26 protein-coding genes are annotated in these 24,670 nt (G+C 42.9%); 17 read left to right on the top strand and 9 right to left on the bottom strand.

The window, feature by feature from the left end; translation table 11 throughout:
• Nucleotides 1–63: 63 nt before the first annotated feature.
• The 4 genes from EV213_RS16610 (at nt 64) to dcd (ending at nt 2,160) form a co-directional block, all read left to right on the top strand.
• Nucleotides 64–768, top strand: coding sequence for a DsbA family protein (locus EV213_RS16610; RefSeq protein WP_133581686.1), 705 nt, complete (start codon nt 64–66; stop codon nt 766–768).
• A complete protein-coding gene (locus tag EV213_RS16605; protein WP_133581685.1) occupies nt 761–1,165 on the top strand; it encodes a disulfide oxidoreductase in 405 nt (134 codons plus the stop codon). The genes EV213_RS16610 and EV213_RS16605 overlap by 8 nt, the downstream gene beginning before the upstream one ends.
• Before the next feature lie 57 nt (nt 1,166–1,222).
• Complete coding sequence (locus EV213_RS16600; RefSeq protein WP_133581684.1) at nt 1,223–1,543, top strand: YbjQ family protein; 321 nt, start codon at nt 1,223–1,225, stop codon at nt 1,541–1,543.
• 74 nt (nt 1,544–1,617) lie between these two features.
• Entirely contained in the window at nt 1,618–2,160 is a 543-nt protein-coding gene (gene dcd / locus EV213_RS16595) for a dCTP deaminase (protein WP_133581683.1), read from the top strand.
• A 116-nt stretch (nt 2,161–2,276) separates the two neighbouring features.
• On the opposite strand, the gene folE2 is transcribed toward dcd, so the two are convergent.
• Nucleotides 2,277–3,191 (bottom strand): GTP cyclohydrolase FolE2, encoded by a 915-nt coding sequence (gene folE2, locus EV213_RS16590; RefSeq protein WP_208112774.1) that lies wholly within the window; start codon nt 3,189–3,191, stop codon nt 2,277–2,279.
• Nucleotides 3,192–3,245: 54 nt separating this feature from the next.
• Entirely contained in the window at nt 3,246–3,497 is a 252-nt protein-coding gene (gene yidD / locus EV213_RS16585) for a membrane protein insertion efficiency factor YidD (protein ID WP_133581682.1), read from the bottom strand.
• Nucleotides 3,498–3,699: 202 nt separating this feature from the next.
• Between yidD and EV213_RS16580 the strand changes: the two genes are divergently transcribed.
• Nucleotides 3,700–4,497 (top strand): YfkD famly protein, encoded by a 798-nt coding sequence (locus tag EV213_RS16580; protein ID WP_133581681.1) that lies wholly within the window; start codon nt 3,700–3,702, stop codon nt 4,495–4,497.
• A 117-nt stretch (nt 4,498–4,614) separates the two neighbouring features.
• Here EV213_RS16580 and yfkAB read toward each other — a convergent pair whose 3' ends face one another.
• Complete coding sequence (gene yfkAB, locus EV213_RS16575) at nt 4,615–5,772, bottom strand: radical SAM/CxCxxxxC motif protein YfkAB (RefSeq protein ID WP_133581680.1); 1,158 nt, start codon at nt 5,770–5,772, stop codon at nt 4,615–4,617.
• 465 nt (nt 5,773–6,237) lie between these two features.
• Between yfkAB and pdaA the strand changes: the two genes are divergently transcribed.
• From pdaA to EV213_RS16525, 10 genes are all read left to right on the top strand, one after another.
• Nucleotides 6,238–7,026 carry a delta-lactam-biosynthetic de-N-acetylase gene (pdaA, locus tag EV213_RS16570; RefSeq protein ID WP_243740227.1) on the top strand — a complete coding sequence of 263 codons (789 nt, stop codon included), beginning with the start codon at nt 6,238–6,240 and terminating at the stop codon, nt 7,024–7,026.
• Between the two features lie 75 nt (nt 7,027–7,101).
• Nucleotides 7,102–7,977 (top strand): DNA-3-methyladenine glycosylase family protein, encoded by an 876-nt coding sequence (locus EV213_RS16565; RefSeq protein WP_166639368.1) that lies wholly within the window; start codon nt 7,102–7,104, stop codon nt 7,975–7,977.
• Nucleotides 7,978–7,992: 15 nt separating this feature from the next.
• Entirely contained in the window at nt 7,993–9,387 is a 1,395-nt protein-coding gene (rlmD, locus tag EV213_RS16560) for a 23S rRNA (uracil(1939)-C(5))-methyltransferase RlmD (protein ID WP_133581677.1), read from the top strand.
• A 169-nt stretch (nt 9,388–9,556) separates the two neighbouring features.
• Nucleotides 9,557–9,907 carry a helix-turn-helix domain-containing protein gene (locus EV213_RS16555; protein ID WP_166639367.1) on the top strand — a complete coding sequence of 117 codons (351 nt, stop codon included), beginning with the start codon at nt 9,557–9,559 and terminating at the stop codon, nt 9,905–9,907.
• Between the two features lie 9 nt (nt 9,908–9,916).
• Nucleotides 9,917–10,753 carry an ImmA/IrrE family metallo-endopeptidase gene (locus EV213_RS16550; RefSeq protein ID WP_133581675.1) on the top strand — a complete coding sequence of 279 codons (837 nt, stop codon included), beginning with the start codon at nt 9,917–9,919 and terminating at the stop codon, nt 10,751–10,753.
• Complete coding sequence (locus tag EV213_RS16545) at nt 10,746–11,336, top strand: hypothetical protein (protein WP_133581674.1); 591 nt, start codon at nt 10,746–10,748, stop codon at nt 11,334–11,336. The genes EV213_RS16550 and EV213_RS16545 overlap by 8 nt, the downstream gene beginning before the upstream one ends.
• 432 nt (nt 11,337–11,768) lie before the next feature.
• Nucleotides 11,769–12,677 carry a DoxX-like family protein gene (locus EV213_RS16540; RefSeq protein ID WP_133581673.1) on the top strand — a complete coding sequence of 303 codons (909 nt, stop codon included), beginning with the start codon at nt 11,769–11,771 and terminating at the stop codon, nt 12,675–12,677.
• Between the two features lie 4 nt (nt 12,678–12,681).
• A complete protein-coding gene (locus EV213_RS16535; protein ID WP_166639366.1) occupies nt 12,682–13,359 on the top strand; it encodes a DUF4166 domain-containing protein in 678 nt (225 codons plus the stop codon).
• Nucleotides 13,360–13,528: 169 nt separating this feature from the next.
• Nucleotides 13,529–14,686 (top strand): DUF4062 domain-containing protein, encoded by a 1,158-nt coding sequence (locus tag EV213_RS16530; protein WP_166639365.1) that lies wholly within the window; start codon nt 13,529–13,531, stop codon nt 14,684–14,686.
• Nucleotides 14,676–14,864 carry a hypothetical protein gene (locus tag EV213_RS16525; RefSeq protein ID WP_133581670.1) on the top strand — a complete coding sequence of 63 codons (189 nt, stop codon included), beginning with the start codon at nt 14,676–14,678 and terminating at the stop codon, nt 14,862–14,864. The genes EV213_RS16530 and EV213_RS16525 overlap by 11 nt, the downstream gene beginning before the upstream one ends.
• A gap of 433 nt (nt 14,865–15,297) precedes the next feature.
• On the opposite strand, the gene EV213_RS16520 is transcribed toward EV213_RS16525, so the two are convergent.
• The 3 genes from EV213_RS16520 to EV213_RS16510 form a co-directional block, all read right to left on the bottom strand.
• Nucleotides 15,298–16,218, bottom strand: coding sequence for an oxidoreductase (locus EV213_RS16520; RefSeq protein ID WP_133581669.1), 921 nt, complete (start codon nt 16,216–16,218; stop codon nt 15,298–15,300).
• A 404-nt stretch (nt 16,219–16,622) separates the two neighbouring features.
• Nucleotides 16,623–16,997, bottom strand: coding sequence for a MerR family transcriptional regulator (locus EV213_RS16515; protein ID WP_133581668.1), 375 nt, complete (start codon nt 16,995–16,997; stop codon nt 16,623–16,625).
• Between the two features lie 199 nt (nt 16,998–17,196).
• A complete protein-coding gene (locus tag EV213_RS16510; RefSeq protein ID WP_133581667.1) occupies nt 17,197–17,877 on the bottom strand; it encodes a DUF3885 domain-containing protein in 681 nt (226 codons plus the stop codon).
• A 62-nt stretch (nt 17,878–17,939) separates the two neighbouring features.
• On the opposite strand from EV213_RS16510, the gene ant(6) reads away from it, so the two are divergent.
• Both ant(6) and EV213_RS21240 read left to right on the top strand, forming a co-directional pair.
• The gene (gene ant(6) / locus EV213_RS16505; protein WP_133581666.1) at nt 17,940–18,791 is read left to right on the top strand and encodes an aminoglycoside 6-adenylyltransferase; all 852 of its coding nucleotides are present in this window, start codon (nt 17,940–17,942) and stop codon (nt 18,789–18,791) included.
• 169 nt (nt 18,792–18,960) lie between these two features.
• Nucleotides 18,961–19,971: a globin-coupled sensor protein gene (locus EV213_RS21240; protein ID WP_133581665.1), complete on the top strand. Its 1,011-nt coding sequence runs from the start codon at nt 18,961–18,963 to the stop codon at nt 19,969–19,971.
• Between the two features lie 98 nt (nt 19,972–20,069).
• On the opposite strand, the gene EV213_RS16495 is transcribed toward EV213_RS21240, so the two are convergent.
• The 3 genes from EV213_RS16495 to EV213_RS16485 all read right to left on the bottom strand — a co-directional run bounded on the left by EV213_RS16495 (nt 20,070) and on the right by EV213_RS16485 (nt 24,475).
• Nucleotides 20,070–21,584 (bottom strand): extracellular solute-binding protein, encoded by a 1,515-nt coding sequence (locus tag EV213_RS16495; RefSeq protein ID WP_133581664.1) that lies wholly within the window; start codon nt 21,582–21,584, stop codon nt 20,070–20,072.
• 87 nt (nt 21,585–21,671) lie between these two features.
• Nucleotides 21,672–23,207 (bottom strand): extracellular solute-binding protein, encoded by a 1,536-nt coding sequence (locus tag EV213_RS16490; RefSeq protein WP_133581663.1) that lies wholly within the window; start codon nt 23,205–23,207, stop codon nt 21,672–21,674.
• A gap of 203 nt (nt 23,208–23,410) precedes the next feature.
• Nucleotides 23,411–24,475, bottom strand: a complete 1,065-nt coding sequence (locus EV213_RS16485; RefSeq protein ID WP_133581662.1) for a LacI family DNA-binding transcriptional regulator — start codon at nt 24,473–24,475, stop codon at nt 23,411–23,413.
• Nucleotides 24,476–24,670: the final 195 nt, after the last annotated feature.

The following is a 24,670-nucleotide window of genomic DNA, read 5'->3' as shown; positions in this document are numbered from 1 at the left end:
TTTAGAAAATCACGAAGAATGATATATTTAAGGACGGAAATGTTTATTTAGAGGAGGATTTATTTGAAACAGCGTGGATGGATAATGGTCATTGTACTTGCAATAGTTGTTGTAGGTTTTATAGCGATCGTCGTATTAAACAATCAGTCAAACGGGTCTAATGCAAATGGTGGAAGTGGAATGTATACGGGACAAGGAGATCCAGAGGCATTTGCAGAATTATATAGTGAACAGCCTGTGCTTGGAGATGAGAATGCACCAGTTCAAATTGTGCAATTTGGCGACTATAAGTGTCCAGCATGTAAAAATTTCGAGGAGCAACTTGTTCCGATTATTAAGCAGGAATATGTGGATACAGGAAAAGCACAGTTTTATTTTATGAACTATCCGTTCCTTGGTGATGACGCAGCTATTCTGGCTTCATACGCCGAAGCTGTCTATGCGACGTTAGGGAATGACGCTTTTTGGACGTACAACAGCGCAGTGTATGAGCGTCAGGGAGATGAACGGCTCGCATGGGGCAATGATGAATTTAACCAAACCCTCATTCAGGAGCTCTTCAGCGAGGAAGAAGCTACACAGGTGTTGGAAGCTTACGAATCCGGTGATTTTGCCGACATTGTTGCTGATGAAAAGGCGTTTGCTGAGTCGCAAGGAGTGACTGGAACGCCATCTCTCTTTATCAATGGAAAAAAAGTGGAGATGGATAATCTCGAGCAAGTTGCAGATTTAAATAAACTAGTCGAAGAAGCAGCAACCAATGGGTAAGTGGGCATGGTTTGCCTGGATCGTTGCGGTCGTGGCAATGGCTGGCAGTCTTGTGTTTAGTGAGGTCATGAAATTTGTCCCATGCTCATTGTGCTGGTATCAACGGATTGCCATGTATCCGCTCGTTCTCATTTTAGGCATCGGTGTTTTTTATGAGGATAAGAGAGCGAGACTATACGCGCTTCCGTTGGCATTCATTGGCTGGCTAATTGCCCTTTACCACATCATTGAGCAGAACATACCAGCTGCGTCTCAGTTTTCTGTGTGCACGAGCGGAGTGCCTTGCTCAGCGAAATACATTAATTGGCTTGGTTTCATATCGATTCCTGTGTTATCTTTTACGGCGTTTACACTTATCATCGTAGGCTTGCTGTTGGCAAGAAGGTCTGCAAAATAATCCGAAACCGTAGCTTGAGTGAAGGAAGTTTCACTAATTGGAAAAGGGAGCGATGAAATGATTGTAACCACAACGAGTCAACTAGATGGCTATGTCATTACAGACTATATTGGAATTGCCTCAGGAGAAGCGATTATGGGGGCAAACATTGCTCGTGACTTTTTGTCCGGCATAACGGATATCATCGGCGGACGAAGCACGGCCTATGAACAAAACCTTTCCAAAGGACGCGAAATTGCCCTTGAAGAAATGCAGGAAGAAGCGAGAAGCCAAGGTGCTGATGCTATTATAGGTGTCGATATTGATTTTGAGACCGTTCGTGATGGCATGATGATGGTCATTGCAACAGGCACCGCGGTTCGCGTGCAGCGGAGATAGCTCATATTGACTTTCCTCACGCCTGCGGATGTAGTATACTCACTACGAATGCATTGAACGGGGGCCGTGAAAAAATGATTCTTTCTGATAAAACGATTGAGGCGAAGCTTGCCTCTGGAGACATCTCGATTGATCCATTGACACCGGAGCAAATCCAGCCGGCGTCAGTTGATTTACGCTTGGGTCGCCATTTCTTGAAAATAGACGAGAATTCAATTACCGGCATGTCTTTGGACAAGTCGGCCACCTATGTGGAATTTGAGCGCGATACAATTGTCATTCCACCAAGCTCTTTCTTGTTGGCGACTACAAAAGAGTATATTAAAATCGCGAATAACCTAACGGCCTTCGTCGAGGGACGAAGCTCCATTGGTCGAATGGGTCTGTTTATTCAAAACGCAGGGTGGGTTGATCCGGGATTCGAAGGTCAGATTACGCTTGAGCTGTTCAACGCGAACCGGGTGCCAATTGAGCTTACCGCCGACCGTCGTATTTGTCAGCTTGTGTTTGCACAAATGGACCAGGCGAGTCACAAACCATATGCCGGGAAATATCAAGGGCAAACCAATGCTGTTCAAAGCCGCGTGTTTCTTGACAAAGATATTGTCACTAAATAAAAAATGCCACCGAAAAAGGAGTCTTTTTCCGGTGGCGTTTTTTTGATGAAATGAAAATTAGAAAAACCAGCTTCCCGGGCAGGGAGAGCTGGTTTTTTTCACACTGTAAGGAATACTTACGCCTCTTTGTCAAACTCAATTTCAGCAACCGCGTCATGGAGATGAATCGATTCCTCATTTTGACAGTGAACGCTAAAACTTTGCACCGCGTCCATTTCAAACAAATCACTAGCAACAAGACGAACCATATCCTCAACAAATCGCGGATTTTCATAGGCTTTTTCTGTGACGTATTTTTCATCAGGTCGTTTCAATACAGGGTAAAGGATGGAGCTTGCATTGCTCTCAGCAGCTTCAAGCAAGGCCTCTTTCCATTGAAAATCCAATGCATGATCGCTGTAAAGCGTTGTTTCCATCGTAACGATGCCACGTTGATTATGGGCACTGTACTCACTGATTTCCTTTGAGCAAGGACACAATGTTGTGATTCTTGCTTGTAAACCTACTGAAAAGGATGTTTGATCACTGGCTCGATCATAGTCGGCCTTGATAAACACATCGACATAATGAAAGGCCGAAAAATCCGATAGAGGCGCTTTGCGATCAATGCCCCATGGAAAATCAATGCGCATGGATGCATCAGGTTGTGCAAGCCGATCAGCAAGCTTTTGCAAAAATGAATGACAAGAGCGTAATGAAACATCAAAGGCTCCGTTTTCTTCACGATGCTGCGTAAGCATTTCCGTGAAACGGCTCATGTTTGTCCCTTTTTGATGCTGCAGCAAAGAAGAGGTCAATGCAAATGTACCAACGACTGTTTGTTGTGTTGGCGTGAACGGTGAATGAAGTGCGACTGGGAATTTCACATTCGTAATACCTACAGACTTTATTGAAAACAAGAAATCTTTTTCGAGATTTTGCAAATCAGGCATGTCTTCTTTTTTTGACGGCTTTGTCCGTTCTCCTGGAGGGACAGAACCAAAAAGCGCTAAACGGTCGGCTTTGGTTGGCAATGATTTTGATGAACTCATTCTTTGGATGCTCCTTTTACGCATAGTATTCAAGATGAAAATAAGTGTATGGATTTAACGACATTTCGTTTTATGATGATGTGCCTGTGAAGACTTCTCTGGCACTGGGTCAATACCGCCTGGATGAAAAGGATGGCACTTTGCCAAACGCCTTATCGTCAGCCAGCCACCAGCTAAGGCACCATGCTTCTCAATCGCTTCACGACCGTAGTGTGAGCAAGTAGGATAAAAACGACAGGTCGGTGGCTTGAGAGGTGAGATGACTTTTTGATACAAACGAATCACCAAAAGAAAGGCATGTTTCATGGTCCATTCCTCCCAGAATAATCAGTGTTATCGTAGCACATCCCTACTTCACTGCTCAAGTTAAAGACAAGCGTACCACGAACGCTATCCGGTGAAAAGCGGATTTTCCACTGCTTCAGTAATTTACCATCGTTTCTCAGGAATAGCCAGCCATGGGGTGCAAAGACTATGTATAACATAAAAAAAGGAAGGGAGCATTGATATGAAGCAGCTTTGGCTGGTAGTTATTCTATTTATGATATTCCCGTCAATAGCATTTGCAAAGGGCAACGGGGAAAACAATGAAAAAGCATTGGTTCCAGATTCAGCGCTCAATATTTCGCAAGAGAACACCTACCCAAATTCGACAAATGATCAGCCATATCTTAAACCAAGTGAAGCCGCGCGTGAACTCATCGACACGGCTGGTATTCCAATTGAAAATCCAGAGCTCATTCGTTTGTTTAATGAGACGCAAATCAATATGTCGCCATTGTCCATTGGCTCAAGAGCGACCATTTTTCTTGGCGAATGGCCGTTAGCTTACACCTCTGAAGAAACAAGTGCAAATTGGCAGTATCAACTCGTCAATGTGAACAAAATCGATAACCGTGGCGGAACTGCGCCGAAGCAAATGGCGTATGCACAGGAAAATGAGAAGCAAGTGTCAGGTGGCTTAACAGCGGCTCTTCCACATGGGGTAACGGTACAAAAAATGATGCAGCAAAAGGCAAAGCAGAAAACAAAGCTGTCGCTCGCTTTCTCAACGATTGTAGGCAAAGGCACGAAAAAAGAGCAGTTCTATAATGTTCCGCCGAAAAAATTAGGGTATTTGTACGGGTATGTGCCTGCCGTGAATGAACGCGGTCATGTCACATATGGAGAAGTGTATTTGTCAATACGAGGGAACTCGCCTGAAATCGTAGTGAAAAATGTGACCCAGCAAGGTGTGGGTGCATGGATTCCTGTCCAGGATTACGTCTCCTTCACCTTTATGACATCAGACTCGCCACGATCTTGATAAAAGGCTGACCTAAAATAAAGAGTAGGTCAGCCTTTTATTTTGGTATCGCTTTCTACACGATGCATGGGCAAGCGAAAAACCGTCTCGCAAAGGTGTGCGAGACGGTGAAAATAATCATAGGTGAGATTTTGAAAAAGCCGTAAGCTGTTCAGAGCGATTGGCAAAGCTTTCATTTGGATAATACGCTTCCTTCACGAGCACATTGGGGCCAAGGCATTTGACTGCGGGGCAATGGCAGTGAAGCTGCTTGGCAGAAGCGGAGGCAAGCCACGCATCGAAAACGGATGTGAGGGACTGTTCAACTACGGATCCACAAGCATCATCGTTATCAAAGTCAGTGATATGGATCGATCCATCAAAGATGTTTACATTCAGACGCGAACGGCCATCTGGATCGTTGCGTACCGTGCAAAGTGAACTTTTCTCCAGTCGATGGAGCAGACCAAGGCTCTTTTCATCCATTGTGCATGAATAAAATGGCAGTGTGCCGAACAGCATCCACATAGATGGATCACGAAAATCAAGCAAATGATGAATGGCATCGCGGATTTCTTCTAGACTTAGAATATCAAGATCCTCCGCAAAATCAGCCGGGTACATTGGGTGAATTTCATGGCGCTGACAGCCCATGGCAAGAACATCTTCATGGATCGTTTGCAGATGGGGGAGCGTCCTTCTGTTAAGCATCGTCTCCGCCGACACAAAGACCCCAGCCTCTGTTAACGCGCGGGCATTGTCACGCATGCGCTGCAAATACTGAGCTCTGCTTTTTTCAGAAGGCTTGCGGTCCATTCGCGCAAAACCACCAGTGATAAAATCGTCATCTGTGCCCCAGTTGTGTGAGATGTGTAGGACATCAAGGTAGGGCAGAATGGACTCGTAGCGTGAAAAAGGCAGTGTCAAATTAGAGTTGACTTGTGTATACACACCGCGTGAGTGGGCGTACGCCATGAGTGGTCGAACATAATTGTCTACGCTTGCCTTCGACAGCATTGGTTCGCCGCCTGTAATACTAATCGTTTGCAAATCAGGAATTTCCTCTAAGCGTTGAATCAAGAGCTCAATCGGAAGCGCCTCGGCGTCCCGTTGCGTCAGCATATGACCGACGGCGCAATGCTCACAGCGCATATTGCATAACGTCGTTGTTGTAAATTCGACAGACGATAGAGTCATTTTTCCGTGCTTCGTTACGTCCTGATAGGCTTCCCAAGGGTCAAAGGCTGGCGTTATTGGTTTTTTCATTGTAGGTGTGTGAACTGATGTTTCATTCATAAAAAAACTCCTTTTGCACGTTGCCACATATGTACGTCAGGCAACTCTATTAGCAATGATAGCGTAGTTTTCCCAATGCGAAAAGGGGGGCAGTGAATGAAGTCATTATTCCCCCCTCATTCAGGTTAAGCGCAAAGTGCTCGTTCCAAGCCTCGACCTGCGCGGGTAGGAGGTACAACTGCGCGTTAAAGCGCTGAGTTGCCATAAAGGCAATGAGCACCGAACCAGGCAAAGCAACAAAGAAAGCGAGCGTTTCAGCCCCCCCCCAGGCGCATTGAAAACGCTTGTCTTATCAAAGCGAAAGGCTTGGCAGGCGCGGAGTTGCCATAAGGGCAATGAGCACCGGACAAGTCAAAGCAACGAAGAAAGCGAGCGTTTCTCAAAAGCCCGAAGGCATAATTGAGCGCTTTTCGCTAACACTATTCAAAAAATGAATGATGTAAAGGAGTGAAGCCCATGCTTCGAATGTTCATCGCATTCTCCACCTGCTGTGCCTTGTTATTGTCCTCTGCAACGGTGTATGCAGCTTCAACAACCCCGATTCATTGGGGATTCGTCAGAAGCAAAAACGAAGTAGCGCCCGAAGCCGGAAAACATGCCGATGCTTTATTGGAAAAATACAATGCCTTTTACAAAGATGCGGACGCCACTGAAAAAACCGTCTATCTCACCTTTGACAATGGCTATGAAAATGGCTACACTGCGAAAATTCTTGATGTCCTAAAGAAAACCGAAACCCCAGGAGCTTTTTTTATTACGGGGCATTATTTGAAGGACCAGCCTGAGCTTGTCAATCGGATGGTGGACGAGGGGCATATCGTTGGCAACCATTCGTGGAGCCATCCAGACATGACGACTGTATCGAGAGAGAAATTTGCACAGGAGCTTTCAAAAGTAAGTGACGGATTTAAAGAACTGACAGGGCAAGATGGGATGACCTATTTGCGTCCTCCCCGAGGTATTTTCAGTGAACGCTCTTTGGAATGGTCGCAGGAGCTTGGCTATGTCAATGTGTTCTGGTCCTTGGCGTTCGTGGACTGGAAGATTGATCAGCAGCGTGGTGGCGATTATGCGTATAACGAAATTATGAAGCAAGCCCATCCAGGAGCTGTATTTTTACTGCACACGGTATCCAAAGACAATGCTGATGCCTTGGAGCGTGCGATTAACGACTTGAAAGCTCGAGGTTACCAATTTGCCTCCCTAGACGATTACATGCTTGACCATACGATGATTGATCCGTTGGCGAACTAGCCAGCGGTTTTTTTTCATTCATGTCATGATATGATAGAGAAACGTACGTCATGTTCGGTTGTTAGGGGGAGAACGATGAAGAGGGCAGTGCATATAGAAAAACCTTATCGTTTTGATCAGGCCATCCTGTCACTAAAAAAAGAGCCGTTGCTTGACGCGGATTTACAGCAGCGCCGTGTCCGTTTGCCATTCCTCTATGGAGAGGACAAGCACATCATTACGATTGAACAAACAAGCGAAGCGGACGACACCGTTTCTTTTTCAATAGATGGCCCTGAAGAGAAGAATGCGAATGATGCGGCTGTGAGGTTTGCTTCAGAGGTGTTGGACTTCAATACATCGTTCGCCACTATGCACACGCACTTTACGAACTCAGATTTAGCAGAGCTATTTCAGACCTATCAGGGGACACCCCTTGTACGGGATGTCAATGCGTATTACTGTTTGATGAAAACATTGATTCATCAGCAGCTCAATGTCGCCTTTGCGCGTACACTGACAGAGCGTTTTATCCGTCTTTGTGGCGAACAAAAGGACGGTGTTTGGTTTATGCCCGACATTGAACGTGTCGCAAGTTTTTCCTATGAATCGCTTCGTGAACAACAGTTTAGCATGCGCAAAGCGGAGTACGTCATTGACCTTTCAAGAGAAATCGTCAACGGGACATTGAATCTCGAAAAGGTCGCGACGTTACCCGACGAGGAGGTCGTTCAGGAATTAACTGCGTACCGTGGTGTCGGTGTGTGGACAGCGCGCTCGTTTCTGCTTTTTGGTCTCGGTCGTGCTGATCTATTTCCGTCCGCTGATGTGGGACTGCAAAAGGCACTACATCCTCTATTGGGTGCGGATGTAAGACCCACTACACAGGAGCTGGAGCAGCGCTCGCCAGCATGGGCACCTTATCGCAGCTATGCCTCCGTGTATTTATGGAAGTCAATTGAAAACAGCTAGAAAGTAGGTGGGCGTATGACCAATCCAGGTCAGCAGCCATTAAAACAAGGACAAAAGTTTCCATTAAAGATAAAGCGCCTCGGCATTAATGGGGAAGGCGTAGGTCATTACAAAGGGCAAACAGTGTTTGTCAAAGGCGCGTTGCCAGGAGAAACGGTTTTCTTGCAGGCCGAGCGTATTCACCCGCGTTTTACAGAGGCCACATTGCTAAAAATCGACCGCTCATCAAAAAAGCGAATCGAGCCCCCCTGTCCCGTTTTTGACGTGTGCGGCGGTTGCCAAATTCAGCATTTGTCTTACAAAGGCCAGTTGGATCATAAACGCGATTTGGTGATGCAGGCAATGACACGCTTCGGACCTAAGGGACTGCCGCTTGAAAAGCTCATTAAGCCAACAGTCGGCATGGACGACCCGTGGCATTACCGCAATAAAAGCCAGATGCAGATTCGCCGTGTGAATGGAAAGCTGCTCACAGGGCTTTATCAAGAGGGGAGCCATAAACTCGTCGATTTGTCGCATTGTCCGGTCCAGCATGAATCGATCAATGCAGCCACGCAAAAGGTTAAACGAATCGTCGACCAGCTGCAAATTGATATATACGACGAGCGAAAGCATAAAGGCACGCTGCGCTCAATCGTCGTGCGCACCGGTTTTAAATCGGGAGAGCTTCAGGTGGTGCTCGTTACAAAAACGAAAGAGTTGCCAAAGCGTGAGCTGCTCATTTCGGAACTCCGCAAAGAACTTCCTGATATGACGTCGCTCGTGCAAAACATTCAACCAGAAAAAACATCCCTTGTGATGGGCAAGGAATCCGTCGTTTTGTTCGGAAATGAGAAGGTGGAGGAGCGACTCGGCGATCGAACGTACGAGCTAAGCGCCACGGCCTTTTTCCAGCTTAATCCGATCCAGACCGAAAAGCTCTACAACGAAGTGTCGCGTGTCGCTTCACTTACAGGCACAGAAAAGGTTGCCGATTTGTATTGCGGTGTTGGAACAATCGGGCTCTGGCTCGCTAAAAAAGCAGGAGAAGTCAGAGGAATGGACATCACAACCTCTGCAATTGACGATGCGCGGAAAAACGCCACCAAAAATGGCGTCAAAAACGCCGTTTACGAAACAGGAACCCCTGAAGAGTGGTTGAAGCGCTGGCGCAGTGAAGGCTGGAAGCCCGACGTGGTTGTTATGGATCCCCCACGCACCGGGGCCGGTACGGTCGTGCCCCTACTATTAAAGGAACGTCCAAAGCAAATCATTTACGTGTCGTGCAACCCGTCGACGCTTGCCAAGGACCTGAACGCTTTATCCGAGGCATACAGCATTAAATCTATGCAGCCCTTGGATATGTTCCCGCAGACTGCGCAGGTGGAGTGTGTGGTTGAATTGAATCTGTATAAGAAGACAATCGGGTGAGAAAATAATAAAAGGCTCATAGCTGATAAAGCATGAGCCTTTTTGTGACGTATTTGATTATTTATCGATGTTTCGTTTACACTTCGTTGTAATTCGTCTCTGTTGCGTTGACTATTTGAATTCAATAAGCATATACTGAATACTACCTACCTATAAGGGGATGTGTGATATGAAAACAATCTTTGAGCAAATTGGTGAAAAGATATTGACGTGGCTAGAACTCCATAATGAAACTCAGACATTCATTGCGAAGAGAATGGGCGTATCTAAACAGGTAATGAGTAAAATTGTTAATGGGAAAAAAGCAATTACTCTTGAAGAGATAACGAAGATCGCAGATATTATTGATGTATCTGTTGATGAGCTGCTTAGACCTAAAAATGATCTGAAAGTTATCGAAGAACCTGTTTTGTTTATGATCGGCACCTTAGAAAATGAGAACACGAAGGAAGGTATGCAATTTCTAAATCATGTAATGAACGAAATGATGGGGCTTGAAAAAGTACTGGGAAAAAAATAAGGAGGCAATATGAGTAGAATTCAGCATTTAAGTGAAAAAGAAATAAATGAGATTGAGATGAAGGCTAAAAAGAAGCTTGGGGAAAAGTTTAAAGTGAACAGAATTCTCAGAGACGAGGTGTTTGAGTTAGTCCAACAGGAAGCAACGTTGCTCAAGTATCCTATACATGATAATGAATTATGTGCTTTTGTTTGTCTCAAAGAAAACAGAACTTTTGTTTATATAAACACTTTTATCCCTAGAGAAAAACAAGTGTTTGCAGCTGCTCATGAGCTTTATCATATTTGGTATGATAAGGACAGGTTGTTAGAGCCAGAATTATTGCATAATGACGTGATGGATAATGAGACTGAGAATATCAATGAACAAAAGGCGAACCGTTTTGCAGCGCTTTTGCTCGTTCCTACAGATGTACTGCATAGTGAGTTGATGTCGAGAGCTATTCAAAAAGATACATTGAGCATTGAAGACGTGATAGTTCTGATGGCTTTTTTTTATGTTCCTTTCAAAACAATGGTAAGAAGATTAAATGAAATTGATTTTATTGACCAAAAAAAGACCAGTGAATTTCTATCAGTGCCGGATCGTGATCCACAAGCCGGTGTAATGCTCGTACGAAAAAGACTTCAGCTTAATGATTCATCACAAGAGCGAACGAATGAGATTTTCTTTGAGAAGCTAGCAGAGAATGCAATAGAAGCTTTCGATAAGAAATTAATTAGTGAAAGGAAACTTCGGAGTATTTTATCTTTGATGAATCAGTCTCCTGAATCACTGCAGGTAATTAAGGGAGCAGATGAAGTCGATTTGGATATATTATTAGAGGATTATGATGGCAATGAATGAATGGATTTGGAAAGAGGCGATGCTAGATACAGATTTTGCGCTGAAGCTAGGTGAGGTTAACAAATTTACCGCTCTTGAAGCATACATACCAAAAATGATTCAAAAACTGTACATTCACCGCTATGTGTATGAAAATGAAATCCTTGTACCTAGAAGCACGAAGGACCAAATTGACAATCTCATCTCCCTTGACCAAGCACAGATAGTCGATGCAGAAACACTTCTGTATAACAGCAGTAGAGCCTTCATTTATCAACAGACCATTCATCAATTGGAGAAGACGGATTCACTTACAAGACCCGAGGGGAAAAATTGGGGTGAGGTTATTTCAATAGCCTATGCCTTTGCAAGTGGCATCCCTTTTTTATTGTCAGATGAAAGTGATCTTCAAGCATTGTTAGATGATGAACTAAACTCTGGAACAGATAAAGATATTCAAGTCGTGCGTTTAGGTGATTTTATCATGGGAATGAAAGATAAAGGGTTTCCGCGGAAGGATGCTTATTTAATTTGGTGTTGTGCGCATAGGCATCATATAGAATGGGCAAAGAATATCTTTCATAAAGACATGTGGGTTCGATAATGGATTGGGATTGAACGTAGCGATCAGTTCGATAAACATTTCGACCATGACTGGACAACCTTTGAAAGGAATGTGCTGAAATATTGAAACATTCCTTTTTATTTAAATTTATCGATGGTTACCTCGAACAATTTATCTCTGTGCTAAATGCGCATCTCTTTTAGACTGAAATATTTAAAGTTTGTCCTTCTTTTAACTTTGCCTACATTCAATACTAATGGATAAAATGTCGGTATGGGGTCAGCGCGAATACATGAAAAAAGGTATTGGTGGGGGCGGTTGGGGTCTTGGCAAATTAGTTTGTAATGAATTGAACAGGGTTATTGAAAGCCAAATAGTGTTAACCGTGACAGACTATAAAGCTTGAATAGAGGAAAAACGATTGCAAACTCGTTTGACCAAGAACGATGGCAATAAATGAGGGGAAAAGAGATGGTAAAAACGAAGCCGATTTATGTGGAGACATTGATCAATAGCGATATGCTAAATGTATGGGAATACACGCAAAATCCAGACCTCCATCAACAATGGGATTTACGGTTTTCTGAGATTGACTATTTGCCAAAAGAAAAAGAGAGTGATCCGCAAAGGTTTCTTTATACAACGAAGATTGGTATGGGAATGCGGATTTCAGGCAAAGGGGAAAGTATAAGAACGATACATAAAGATGGGGAAAGAGTGTCCTCATTAAAATTTTGGACAGATCATCCTCTTTCATTAATTAAAGAGGGGAGCGGTTATTGGAAGTATGTTGAAACCGATGCTGGCATTCAGTTCATCACACAGTACGATTATAAAACAAGGTTTGGGTTCGCAGGGAAGATGCTTGATCAGCTCTTTAAACCATTGATGGGCTGGGCGACGGCATGGAGTTTTGATTGTTTAAAATTATGGTTGGAAAAAGAAATCCCCCCGCGCCTCTCATTTAATAAAAGTATGATCCATTCAATTGTAAGCATTGTTTTAGCTTTTATCTGGGTCTATCAAGGACTCGTTCCTAAAATCCTTTTTCAAGATGCGGGCGAGTTAGCCTTATTCAGAGGAACAGGAATGTTTCAAGGACATGAGGCGTTGTTTTTATATGCGTTAGGAACCGCCCAAATCCTCTTTGGATTGCTTATCCTTCGTTTTAGTAGAACAAAAATGCTTCATAGGATAAACATTCTGTCCCTTGTGTGTTTAGGTTTCGGTGCGTTGATGAGCCAATGGAGTATTTTTGCTGCTCCTTTTAATCCAACGACAATCACAATGGCGATGATCGGTTTATCCTTGATTGCATTGCTCAATGGTGATTTACCTAACGCTTCTAACTGTAAAAGACAACGAGTTCGTGGGGAGTGAAACAATGAGATCCATATATGAACAAGCTATGGGTGAATCTTATAAGAAGCTCCATCCGCAAATTCAGAAAAAATTCGGGCTGACAATTGATGAGAAGACGGCATGCCTATGTAAGGGCGTAATGGAGGAAATATGGGGCGGTCGTGCTTATATGTACCCTTTTCTTCAACTGGGTACATATAAGCACGTCACTTTTCCAGAAAGGGGAAGGGACATTCCGTTTACGCTGGAGAATTATGCGTATCAAAATTCTTACGGTAGCGAGTGTATGGCTTGGATACGGAAGTTTCATTTTGACAGAACACGACATTTCGATGCGACGATGATGTATAGTCCCAGTAGGCAAGGAATCGTAGACTATTTAGGAATTGATCAGGATTTGAAAACGGACATCGACATTTCCGTTTTGTCTAATGGAGGAATTAGACTTTCGTCAGGTCCATTGGCTTTTTATAAAAAAAGATTAAAAATTCCAATACCAAGCTTTTTTTCAGGCCATGCTGAGGCAGAGGAATGGTATGATGAGAAAGAAGAAACCTTTCATATCAAGGTAGAAGTGAAGAATAAACACTATGGAACGATTTTCGGATACAAAGGACGTTTTACAATTGAGTATTTTAGCTGTGCTGAAGATGAAATACCTGCGTATGCGAGGCCAAGATGTGGAGTGTATCAAGATTAGATCAAAAGAATACTTAGATCTGGCAAGTGTGCAGAGTGACCCTTATTCTAAATCTGGTCGTTTGAAACATTTGCGAAAGTAAGTAGTTGATTTATGGAATTCTCACAATTGTTATATTTTTTAATTGTGGTATGCTCATTTCAGTGCAATTATAGGATGTGAAGAAGCGTTGTTTACAAAAACAAAAATTTTTATCAGTTCAGTTGCTCAAGATTCACTCGCTCCTTTGCGAGTGAGTATGTGGGACCATCTAAAAGAGCTCGGGCACGAACCAATACTGTTTGAAAAAAATTTTGGTGCATGGGATGTCCATACACATCCTGTTCAAAAATGTATAGAATGTGTACGGCAATCAGATGCATTTTTACTATTCATATCAAATAAAGCTGGTACGTTTTATGAACAGTCTCAACGCACTGTAACCCACATGGAACTCATTGAAGCTTGTAACCGACAGAAAACCATTCTAGTTTTTGTGGAAAGTGATGTAAAGAAGGAGTATTTCGGGAGGGCGAAGGGCTTTGTAGAGGAGTTTGTGGATTCTTATAAAGATGAAACGGCCGCCTTCCCAAAGGCTTCCCAAATTGTTGAGACTTTACGGTCTTGCGAGTTGTCACCTCATATAGATCCTTATATTTGGTTTTTTATCCATGACATTGAGAGACGTGGAATCTATTTTGAGGATATATCCCTTGCTGTCGCGAATGACTGGAAAATGTATTTTAGTGACCTCTTACGAAGAGGCATCCAATTGATGCCTTTTAAAGACGCCATCGAAACGAATGAAGCCCAATTGGAGAAATATGATCTATTTTTCGACACGCTGACGAGTATTATACCAACTATAAATATCAAAGGATTTCATAACCTTGAAGTCTTCTTGGAATCCCTCCAACATTCGGTACATGGTGACAATGTAGAGCAAGATTATGGTTTCGTTCAGGAGGTTATAGGGTCTTTCAATACTTGTTCAGCCGTTACTTTATATAAGTTTCAGAAGGATCGCATGGTAGTCGTAGAGAAGACAGGTTCTGCTACTGGAGATGCGTATTATACTCTAGATGACAAAGACTCATTCGTTGCACTTACATATAATGATCCAGAGCGAGCAGATCAGGTGTTTTTTAAGGAATCAAATGACACCTTTTATTTTTGTCTCCAGCTTCCAGAGCATGTTTTAACATTTCATTTACCTTGTGGATCAGAATGGAACACTGACAAGTTCATGGCTTCCAAAGATATTGTGATACGTGCTATAATAAATAAAAATGCATTTGTGTTTGAATTGGCACGAATGTTGCTAGGAGGGATGCAACATGGCGAGTAAGGTGTATGTATCATTGAATGGTGTCGTTTCGGAAGCAATAGGTACTCAACCAAAAGATGCGCTCTTGTTTGCTCCTTCAAAGAAAAGTGTTTCGCAAGTGATTCATGAGCAACGTGCGAATCGGCGAAAAAATAGTCAGCTCATTAAAGAGCGACTTGATGAGGCCTTTAAAAGATAAAATAACCTAGACGCATTGCTTGCTGTATAACAGTCAAGCAATGCGTTTTATTATGCGCAGCACGATAAGTTTCGAAAACAGTGGGCGCTGTCGTTAAGTGAAAGAAAAATCTTGAAATAATGACAGAAGAAAAAGGAGCGACGTAGGCACTTTTAAAAACTATTCTTTTCAGGCACGCTCTTTTTATGAAATGTATGATGATCAAGTGGAGTGCGAGATTAAAGATTACAATAGAGGTGATTTAAAAACAACAAATTTAAAAAAGCTAACGGACCCTAGCGAGACACCTATTTCAAAACGATCTGGCTACTGACAAACGCTCGCTTTCCTCGTTCTTTGCATTGTCCGTGCAACAAATCCACTCCACCCAAGGCTTCGATGAATCGGCGAACGGTGTGCCACAACCTGAAAGAAACGATAGGTGGCTATTGAATTAATATTTCACATTGGCCAACTGCTCAGAAAGATTCCAGAGCTCATTGGCAACCTTTTGGTCAAGGGATTGTTCGGGCATTTTGGCTTCTTTTGGAAACCCGCGCGTCTCGTTCATTTTGTCGGGGCCGTAGTACCCTCCATCTTTTGCGTTTGGATTTGTCGCTGCATAAAGCGTTGGCAGGGCCCCTTGAGCAGCTGGTTGAAACATAAACCACATAGCGCGACGGAGAATGCCATTGATGCTGAACTTACCCGCTCCATTTGGCATAAGCTCCGTACGCGAAATGCCTGGATGGGCTGCAATGCTCCGCACGCCCCAACTAGCCACAACGCTGCGGCGATGTAACTCGAAGGCAAACATCAAACATGCCAGCTTTGATTGGCGATAAACAGGCATCGCTTTGTAGTGATGTGTCGCCTGCAGGTCGTTAAAGTCGATCACACCTTGGCGCGCAGCTACGCTGGAAAGTGTAACAACGACCGGATCTTTCCCTTTGCGAAGGAGAGGCATTAAGTGAGACGTCAGAGCGAAATGCCCAAGGTAGTTGGTCCCAAATTGCAATTCAAATCCGTCGTTGGTCGTTTTTCGGGTCGGTGGACTCATGACGCCAGCATTGTTAATTAACACGTCGAGTTTTTGAAGTGATGTACTCATACGTTGCCCGAATGCTCTCACGGATTCTAAATTGGCAAGGTCGAGCAATTCAAATTGAATATTGGCTGATGAGACTTGGTTGCGAATTGCATTCGCCGCCGCCTCCCCTTTAGCGGCGTTGCGGCCTGCAAGTATAACATCCATCCCTTTACCCGCAAGCACAAGGGCGGTTTCGTAACCTAATCCTCCAGTACCTGTGACAACGGCTGACCGTCCACGTTGAGATGGTATATCCACCGATCTCCAGTTATTTTCATGCCCCATTTTACAATCCTCCTCGAGTCTAGAATAATTGATACGTTCGGACGTTTTATCGCCTCTGCAATGGTGAACATTGGATTAACACGGAGTATCTACATTTAGTTTGGTTAATGTCTCTTTATCAATCACCTCACCACTTAAAGGGTTGACTGGGTGCTTCCGTCTGTTTCTATGGTAGCCGTTAAAGTATTGTCGAAGTCAAGAAAGATTTCATTTCGTCAATTTCACGATAATCAGTGTGAAAACAGTCATGATAACAACGTTTATACTTGGCGTTCTTCCTGTTTATGTTTAATCACATTAGAGTGTAGTTTAAGTCGACAGCATATTATTTGTCACAAAAAATACCCCTCGCGTATACGAAGAGTATTCCAACAGTCCCAAAATTAAGTATGAAAGTTTCCTAATTAATGTTCATTATGAAAGTCAACTTTATAAGAATCGTAAAAAGCGACTTTTAGTTCAATTAGGTTTAGATTCTTTTTTAATACATCGATTTGCCTTATTACTTCTTTACGGTGAGCGAGGATAATATCTTTCCTCAACTCTACGGTGCTTTCGCCATTTACACCCAATTCGATATATTTTTTGATTTCTTTAATAGGCATGTCTGTATTTCTCAGGCAACAAATGAATTTTACAATCCCTAAATCTCTTTCCGAGAATACGCGATTTCCCGCTTCGTTTCGCTCGACAAAAGGCAGCAGTCCTTCTTTATCGTAAAAACGAAGAGTATGCGTTGTTACGTCGCAAAGATTGGCAACCTGATGAATACTGTACAATCTCGCTCACCCCATAATAACTCATTTTTTACCCTAAACCTTGATTAAACTCTATTATATGGAATAACTACCCTTTGTTCAAATCTATGAAGGGTTTGAAGGGGGGATGGTGTCGTACTCAAAATTAATCATAGAATTGTATATAATAAGGTGAATCTCATTTCGAAGACAAGTTGATTTACTGAACTCATTTATCTCTTTAGACTTTGGGATTAAACAACCGATCGATCTTCTCACGATCATAGTCCAAAATCCAATCATTGAATTCGTCATAGAGCGGTTGCAAGTCCGCTTTATTAGCGGCGATGACATCACAACCTCGGTCATCGTAAAGATGGTAAATCATTTTCTTGGTCTCATTGACGAAATACACGTCTTTGGCATTTCCGGAAAGGCCCTTTGCAATCTGAGACGGTTGAGGAAAGTCTTCGTAGCTGATGGCCTCTAAAAGCGCCTGATAGCGAAAATCCTTCTTTTTACATGGAAGAATAAATCGATGCGTCACCATCTCACCACATTCTTCGTCAGCCTCATCTTCTATAAAGACGCTTGGCAGCAGCCTGTGCTGTAACTTCCGTATCACTTCGTTGTCTTTCACATAGTTGAGGTATAGCTTTAATGGTCTCTTTTGCAGGAAGGGATCTGTTCTCTCGCATTGAATGTCTGTAATAAGAAACATCTCGTCCGAATCATGAAACATATGATTAAAAATCCCAAGGCTTCTTTCTTTTATTTGCTGTAGGTTCTCACGTTTCTGGTGTTCAACCCAAGGCATGGATATTTCAAAACGAAGTCCATAACGCCATAAATAAAATAAGGGCGGTCGCAGCGTGAAATTGTCAAAGTGCTCTTTCAAAAACGAGAAGAAAAAATGATTCATAGACCCTCCAATGATTTTCATGTGGAATGATTTTATCTTATCAAAAGAAAGGAGACCTGCATATGCGCAGCAAAGCGGAGATGATGGACCTCGGCATGCAGTTCGCACAGTCTCATAAAGAAGTTCGACTATTCACCTTAGAGGGCTCACGAACAAACCCTACCATACAAGAGGACGTCTTTCAGGATTATGACTTCAGCTATTTTGTCACCGATATGGACGTGTTCAAGCAAAATGATGATTGGCTGGATGTCTTTGGTGAACGAATTTTAATGCAAAAACCAGAGGATATGGAGCTTTTCCCAGCAGAGCTTGGCAATTGGTTTTCCTATCTGATGATTTTTGCGGATGGCACAAAGATCGATTTGACATTAATTCCACTGAATGAGCACAAAGCGTATTTTGAGCAAAGTGACGGTCTCGTTGAAGTTCTGCTGGACAAGGATGACCTCATTCCAACATCAATCACAGCGACAGATCGGCATTATCATATTCTTAAACCGTCACAGAGAGCATTTCATGATTGCTGCAACGAGTTTTGGATGACCTCCACCTATGTAGCCAAAGGACTCGCAAGGAAAGAGATCCTGTTTGCCATTGATCATATGAATGATCCCTTTCGCCCGCAGCTGCTGACAATGCTGCGTTGGAAGGTCGGTCTTGAGACGGGGTTCTCCATTAGCATTGGCAAGAATGATAAATTTCTAAAAGCTTACATACGAGACGATACGTGGGCGAGGTTGTTAACGACCTACAACATGGAAACGTACGACAGCATGTGGCAGGGGCTTGATACGTGTATTGCCTTATTTAAAGAAACGGCTTTTTCAATAAAGGAATCGCACCTGTATAGTTATCCTGATGACAAGGGTATCCTCGCTTACTTAGAGCAAATGCAGCGTGATTATCGGTAAAAGTTCTTTCGAAAATGATTCCATGTCCTCTTCAAACTTTCGCCGCTTCTTCCGAAATATACGATAAGGAACAGATTGTCAATAGGGGTTTTTAATCTTCTGAAGACTGCATTTGTTCATACTTAATGATCGTTATATGTTGAAGAAGTATTACTGGGGGAGAAAAACATTGATTGATTTAACAGCAGATCGAAAAAAATTGTTCGACTATATTGGACTAACTGAGATGGACTTGCAGCTTTTGCATAAGGCACAGCCTGCTTTTGAGGATATTGTCGATGAACTCGTGGACGAGCTTTATACGGACATTCAAATGCAGCCAGAGCTATTACACATCATTAATCAACATAGCACGATCGAGCGATTAAAAGAGACACAGCGTTGGTACTTCTTGTCGATGACCGACGGAGTAATCAACGAAGAATATATTGAGCGACGTTTATTCATTGGCCGTGTGCACTCACGTATTGGTTTGACAACCAATTGGTATCTAGGCACCTATATTCTGTATCAGAATCTTGCGGCCAAGCATTTGCAACGAACAATTCCTGGCGAGTGGACAGAGGTTGTGTACGCCCTCTCTAAAATGTTTAACCTTGACTCGCAGCTCGTTCTTGAAGCCTATGAGGAGGATGAGAAGGCGAAGATTGAAACGTTGCTGACGAACCAAAAAGAGCTTGTCCAAGGCATTAGTGGAGCGATCCAGGAGCTTGGTGCCATGATGAATGAGCTTGGGGAGAGCAGTAAACAGGTCGCTGGCTCTGCACACGAAAGTGCTGAAATGCAAAAATTGACGCATGCCCACGTGGAACAGCTAGCCACTGAGATTGACTCAATTGACGCACTAGGATCGTCCATGAAGCATGTGGCGGATCAATCGCAAATGCTCGGCTTGAATGCAGCGATAGAGGCAGCTCGAGCTGGGGAGTCAGGACGGGGGTTCGGCGTAGTGGCTGACGAAATTCGCAAGCTTGCTAAGCTGTCAGAGGAATCGTTAACGACGGTTGAGGAGCGGATTCGCCATATTCGTGACATGCTAGGTAAAGTCCATGCAGGCTCAGACAAAGCCTTTGGACTGTCACAGCAACAGGAGGCCCTCTCTGGTACATTGGTATCCTTTGTCAAAACGATTGAGGCCCTTGCGGAGGAATTAGAAGCGTTGCGGGCAAAAGGAGTCTAATGTTAAAAAGCCACTCGGATTGCCGAGTGGCTTTACCTTTGAGGACGTAAGAGCATCCAGATCGAGAATGCCTATTTCTAGACTTCCCTGGAAAGATTTTAAGAATCGGATGCAGTAAAAGATTCATTGAATTCCTTAATAACGGCATCTCCACCTTCGTTTTTCCATGCGTCTATCGTATCCTGAAAACCTTCTTCGTCAAGCTGCCCAATGATATATTGCCATGTGGCATCACGAATCATTTGATTTAGCTGCTCGCCTTTTTGGGCATAAGTGTCAGAGTCCAATGCAACGACAGGGTCGTGTATCAGATATTCCTCATTCTCTTTAATCAGCTCTTCTGATAATTGTTGTATGTCAGAGGTGTGATACAGTTCGTAACGACCATTCGTAGCAGGTTCACCTATTTCGATGCTCCCATAAGGGTCGACTTCCCGATCCATGACTGCTTTATCCACAATGATTTCAGCACGACCTTCAGTCACCTGATAGTGCTCACCATCGATGCCAAACTTTAGTAGGTTCGCATTTTCGGGCATCATCAATTTGTCGTAGAAACTAAGGACTTGTAATAACTCTTCTTCGGTTTCTATAGCGCTTTTTGGAAACATTACTAGGTTTCCAAATCCCGGAATTGCCCAAATTTGATAGGTGCCATCAGGTCCCTTAACCTTGTTTTGAATACCGAACTCAATGCCGGGGTTAAGTTCAACGGCATCATTGTAAAGGCTTTGCACATCCCCCATCGAACCGACATACACGCCAGCCGTTCCATCCTTAAATTGCGCTTGCTGATCAGCTTTACTCGTGACCGGAAAGTCTTGATTCATAAACCCGTTGCTGTGAATATCTTTAAGGTAATTCATTGTTTCCATATATTCTGGAAACATAAAGCTAGGTAGGAGCTGCCCGTCTTGTTCGCCCCAATTGTTTGGTGTATTGAACCAAGAAGAAATCGTTTTAAATGCACCGTATTCAAGATCATTTCGATCTGTAAGTCCAATTGTATCATCTAGACCATTGCCATCGGGGTCAGCTTCTGTAAACGCTCGAAGCATCTCGTAAAACTCAGCAGTGGTCGTTGGCGCATCTAGACCTAGGTTTTTCGCCCAATCCTTCCGATAAATCATCCCTTGGCGAGAGAGAGGGCGCCCTTGATAGAGGGAATACAGTTTGCCATCAACCATTGAATTTTGCAGAATCTGGTCATCAAGCTTGCCTAGGTGTTCAAACTGATCAAGGTAAGGGCCAATCTCCCAAAACTGTCCATCTTTAATCGCTTCTTTAAATAAAACAAACGTCGACTGATTTCCGATATACACAGCTTCTGGGAAAGAGTTGGTCGCAAAGCTAGCATTCAGTCTTTCCCCGTAAGTATTGCCAGGGACCCATTGTATATCTATATCTGTGTTCGTGTTCTCTTCTAAAGCGTTTAGAATCTTGTCGTCGGGAACTTCAGCAGAATGCAATACAGCCATCATGGAAAAAGAGAATGGGGAATCTTCGTTGCTAGCGTTATCACTAGTAGTAGTATTATTTGAATCGTTCTCATTACTGCAACCGAAAAGCACTATAATCATTAACACACTCAGAGTTAGAAAATAAGATCGCATGTGTATTACCCCCGTCTTTAATTAATTGTATGTCATTAACAAAACAATTCACTTGAACGTAAATGTGAGTCCTACGATTTGGTCGTTTTAAGAATCAGTCTCAGCGAAAGATTCATTGTATTCCTTGATAGCAGCATCTCCACCTTCGTTTTTCCATGTGTCTATGGCTTCCTGAAATCCGTCTTCATCGATCTGGCCAATGATGAATTGCCATGTTGCATCTCGGATGATGATATTCAGCTGTTCACCTTTTTGAGCGAGAGTGACCGAGTCTAATGCCACCGTGGGATCGTGAATTAAGTACTCTTCATTTTCTTTAATTAGTTCTTCTGCTTTTCCTTGTAAATCTGTGGCGATAAAGGCTCCATACCGTCCATTGGTAGCAGGTTCACCTATTTCGATGCTGCCGTATGGGTATACTTCACGATCTATAATCGCTTTATCGGCAATAAGTTCAGCACGACCGTCCGTCACCTGATAGTGCTCACCCTCGATGCCCCAATTTATTAGGTTGGCATTTTCAGGCATCATTAACTTGTCATAGAAGCTAAGAATTTGTAATAATTCTTCTTCAGATTCCACAGAACTTTTTGGAAACATCACTAGATTTCCGAACCCTGGAATCGCCCAAATTTGATAGGTGCCATCAGGTCCTTTGATTTTGTTTTGAATGCCGAATTCAGTTTCAGGGTTAATTGCAGCGGCGTCCTCATAAAACCCTTGTATACCAGATAGCGAACCGACATACACGCCAGCTGTTCCATTCTTGAATTGCGCGATTTGATCTGTTTTGCTCGTAACAGGAAAATCTTGATTCATTTGCCCTTTACTGTGAATACCTCGAAGGAACTTCATCGTCTCCAAGTATTCTGGAAACAAGAAACTTGGGAGGAGCTGACCATCTTTTTCGCCCCAATTGTTTGGCGTATTAAACCAGGAAGACATCGTTTTAAATGCGCCGTACTCGAGATCACTTCGATCCGTGAGACCAATCGTATCATCGAGGCCGTTGCCATCCGGATCATCTTCCGTAAACGCGCGAACCATCTCAGCAAACTCATCGGTCGTCGTTGGCGCTTCTAACCCTAAATTATCCGCCCAGTCCTTCCTGAAAATGAATCCTTGACGAGAAAGGGGACGTCCTTGATAAAGAGAATAGAGTTTGCCATCAACCATTGTGTTGCCTAAAACTTGTTCATCGAGTTTGCTTAAATTCTCGAATTGGTTTATATAAGGACCAATCTCCCAAAACTGACCGTCCCGAATCGCTTCTTTAAATTGAACAAAGGTGGTTTGATTTTTCATATACACAGCATCAGCAAATGAATTCGTTGCAAACGCAGAATTCAACCGTTCCACATACGTGTTGTCTGGTACCCATTGAATGTCAATGTCTGTGTTTGTGTTTTCCTCTAAAGCATTTAGAATTTTGTCATCAGGTACTTCAGGGGTGTGCAGGTTTGCCATGATTGAAAAAGCAAATGGTTCGGGCGGGGCATCTTCAGTTTCTGTCTGACCGGACTGGTCGGCGCTTTCGTTTTGTTTTGAAGCGCTTTCATTGTTGGAACATGCAAAAAGACCAAACACCATAAACAATAAACCAACATACGACAAACTGCGCATATTATCAGCTCTCTTTCGCTAAAAAAGTTTAGTTGTTTATAATTAGTTTACTAAATGAAATATGAATTGTATAGTGTTTTTTTTATTTTCTAAATTCAATGTTGAGCCTACGTATTTTGATCTGTGAAATGTGAGTTGAATTAAAAAAACCGCCCAATGAATAGGGCAGCAGTGTAAACGTGTATATTACGACGAATGTTAAATTAACCTTGTCCTTGTTGATGTGTTTGTTGTGAATTCACCAATAACGCAGATGATTCACGTATGACGAGTTCAGTATCGACCAGTATTTTTAACGTATCATTCTCTTCTTCGTTTTCATTCGCACGAATCAATTTTTCAACTGCCAAAGAAGCGATTTTGTCTTTCTTTACATGGATTGTTGTAAGCTCAGGTGTTACTACCTTTGATTCGAAAATATTATCAAAGCCTACAACGGATATGTCGTCAGGGACACGTAATCCAACATTTGTAATGGACTTAATCGTACTTATGGCCATGTAGTCACACTCACAAAACAAGGCTGTGGGTAAGTCATTCCTCCCAGCTAACTCCTTCTCAAACTGTTTTTGCGACGTAATATCTGTCGGTGGGAGATGGAAAAAATTCTGCTTGCTGATCTGCAAATCTTGATCAGCGAGAGCTTGTAAAAACGCTTTTTTACGCATTTCAAAATTGTACATTCGCGTTGTCGATTCAACATAGCCGATAGTTGTATGACCTAAATTTAATAAATGTTGAACAGCTTGATGTGCCCCTAGCTCATTATTCATCACAATAAAATTTACACCAGTCGATGGAAAACACGTATCAAGAACAATCATATTTGAATGCAGGGTAGGGATAATGTTCATATGTTCCTTGGTAAGATTTGTCCCTAGAAACAATATGCCTGCTGATTTTTGTTCAAACTCCAATCGACGGATATCTTCAAACATAGATTCAATTCGAACTGGAGAAACAATGAGAGAGTAGCCTTTCGATCCTGTAGTTTTGTCTAAACTATGAATGAATTCTGTGAAAAATGGAAGTGTGTCGTACTGCTCAGTAACGATCCCAGCATTTATAGAAACAACCAAGCGGAGTAATTTAGAGGAAGCTTCCTTCATCGGTTCGTTTAATAAGGGACGAGTGATATATCCATGTGAATGAGCGATCTCAATAATTTTCTTCCGCGTTTCTGCACTTACCCCTTTTTTTCCGTTTAATGCAAGCGACACTGCGGATTTCGAGACGTTGGCCAGCTTGGCAATATCATCAATTTTCATACCTTTCAATTCACCTCTTACAACCTAATTAGTTTCACTGTTGATTTTTTTGTTAATTGTATCACAAAGTAGTCTGCACCTCACTAGCGTTGCATTAAAAGTACTGATCATTAAAAATACAAAGAATGTTCAATAAACAAGTCGTTATACAATGAAAAAACCCTTTACAATGGAGGGAGAGGTGGTCACCTGTCC

This window comes from Aureibacillus halotolerans (assembly GCF_004363045.1).
Lineage (GTDB): Bacteria > Bacillota > Bacilli > Bacillales > DSM-28697 > Aureibacillus > Aureibacillus halotolerans.
The sequence above is the reverse complement of the archived record's forward strand: the minus strand, read 5'-3'. Positions and strand labels throughout refer to the sequence as shown.

Coding starts and splice junctions, on each gene's coding strand:
- EV213_RS16555 (WP_166639367.1), top strand. CDS start 9,557: ATGAAAACAATCTTTGAGCAAATTGGTGAAAAGATATTGACGTGGCTA.
- EV213_RS16540 (WP_133581673.1), top strand. CDS start 11,769: ATGGTAAAAACGAAGCCGATTTATGTGGAGACATTGATCAATAGCGAT.
- EV213_RS16490 (WP_133581663.1), bottom strand. CDS start 23,207: ATGCGCAGTTTGTCGTATGTTGGTTTATTGTTTATGGTGTTTGGTCTT.
- rlmD (WP_133581677.1), top strand. CDS start 7,993: ATGACCAATCCAGGTCAGCAGCCATTAAAACAAGGACAAAAGTTTCCA.
- yfkAB (WP_133581680.1), bottom strand. CDS start 5,772: ATGAATGAAACATCAGTTCACACACCTACAATGAAAAAACCAATAACG.
- dcd (WP_133581683.1), top strand. CDS start 1,618: ATGATTCTTTCTGATAAAACGATTGAGGCGAAGCTTGCCTCTGGAGAC.
- EV213_RS16580 (WP_133581681.1), top strand. CDS start 3,700: ATGAAGCAGCTTTGGCTGGTAGTTATTCTATTTATGATATTCCCGTCA.
- EV213_RS16535 (WP_166639366.1), top strand. CDS start 12,682: ATGAGATCCATATATGAACAAGCTATGGGTGAATCTTATAAGAAGCTC.
- pdaA (WP_243740227.1), top strand. CDS start 6,238: ATGTTCATCGCATTCTCCACCTGCTGTGCCTTGTTATTGTCCTCTGCA.
- EV213_RS16550 (WP_133581675.1), top strand. CDS start 9,917: ATGAGTAGAATTCAGCATTTAAGTGAAAAAGAAATAAATGAGATTGAG.
- EV213_RS16565 (WP_166639368.1), top strand. CDS start 7,102: ATGAAGAGGGCAGTGCATATAGAAAAACCTTATCGTTTTGATCAGGCC.
- EV213_RS16510 (WP_133581667.1), bottom strand. CDS start 17,877: ATGAATCATTTTTTCTTCTCGTTTTTGAAAGAGCACTTTGACAATTTC.
- EV213_RS16600 (WP_133581684.1), top strand. CDS start 1,223: ATGATTGTAACCACAACGAGTCAACTAGATGGCTATGTCATTACAGAC.
- EV213_RS16545 (WP_133581674.1), top strand. CDS start 10,746: ATGAATGAATGGATTTGGAAAGAGGCGATGCTAGATACAGATTTTGCG.
- EV213_RS16605 (WP_133581685.1), top strand. CDS start 761: ATGGGTAAGTGGGCATGGTTTGCCTGGATCGTTGCGGTCGTGGCAATG.
- yidD (WP_133581682.1), bottom strand. CDS start 3,497: ATGAAACATGCCTTTCTTTTGGTGATTCGTTTGTATCAAAAAGTCATC.
- folE2 (WP_208112774.1), bottom strand. CDS start 3,191: ATGAGTTCATCAAAATCATTGCCAACCAAAGCCGACCGTTTAGCGCTT.
- EV213_RS16525 (WP_133581670.1), top strand. CDS start 14,676: ATGGCGAGTAAGGTGTATGTATCATTGAATGGTGTCGTTTCGGAAGCA.
- EV213_RS16495 (WP_133581664.1), bottom strand. CDS start 21,584: ATGCGATCTTATTTTCTAACTCTGAGTGTGTTAATGATTATAGTGCTT.
- EV213_RS16520 (WP_133581669.1), bottom strand. CDS start 16,218: ATGGGGCATGAAAATAACTGGAGATCGGTGGATATACCATCTCAACGT.
- EV213_RS16485 (WP_133581662.1), bottom strand. CDS start 24,475: ATGAAAATTGATGATATTGCCAAGCTGGCCAACGTCTCGAAATCCGCA.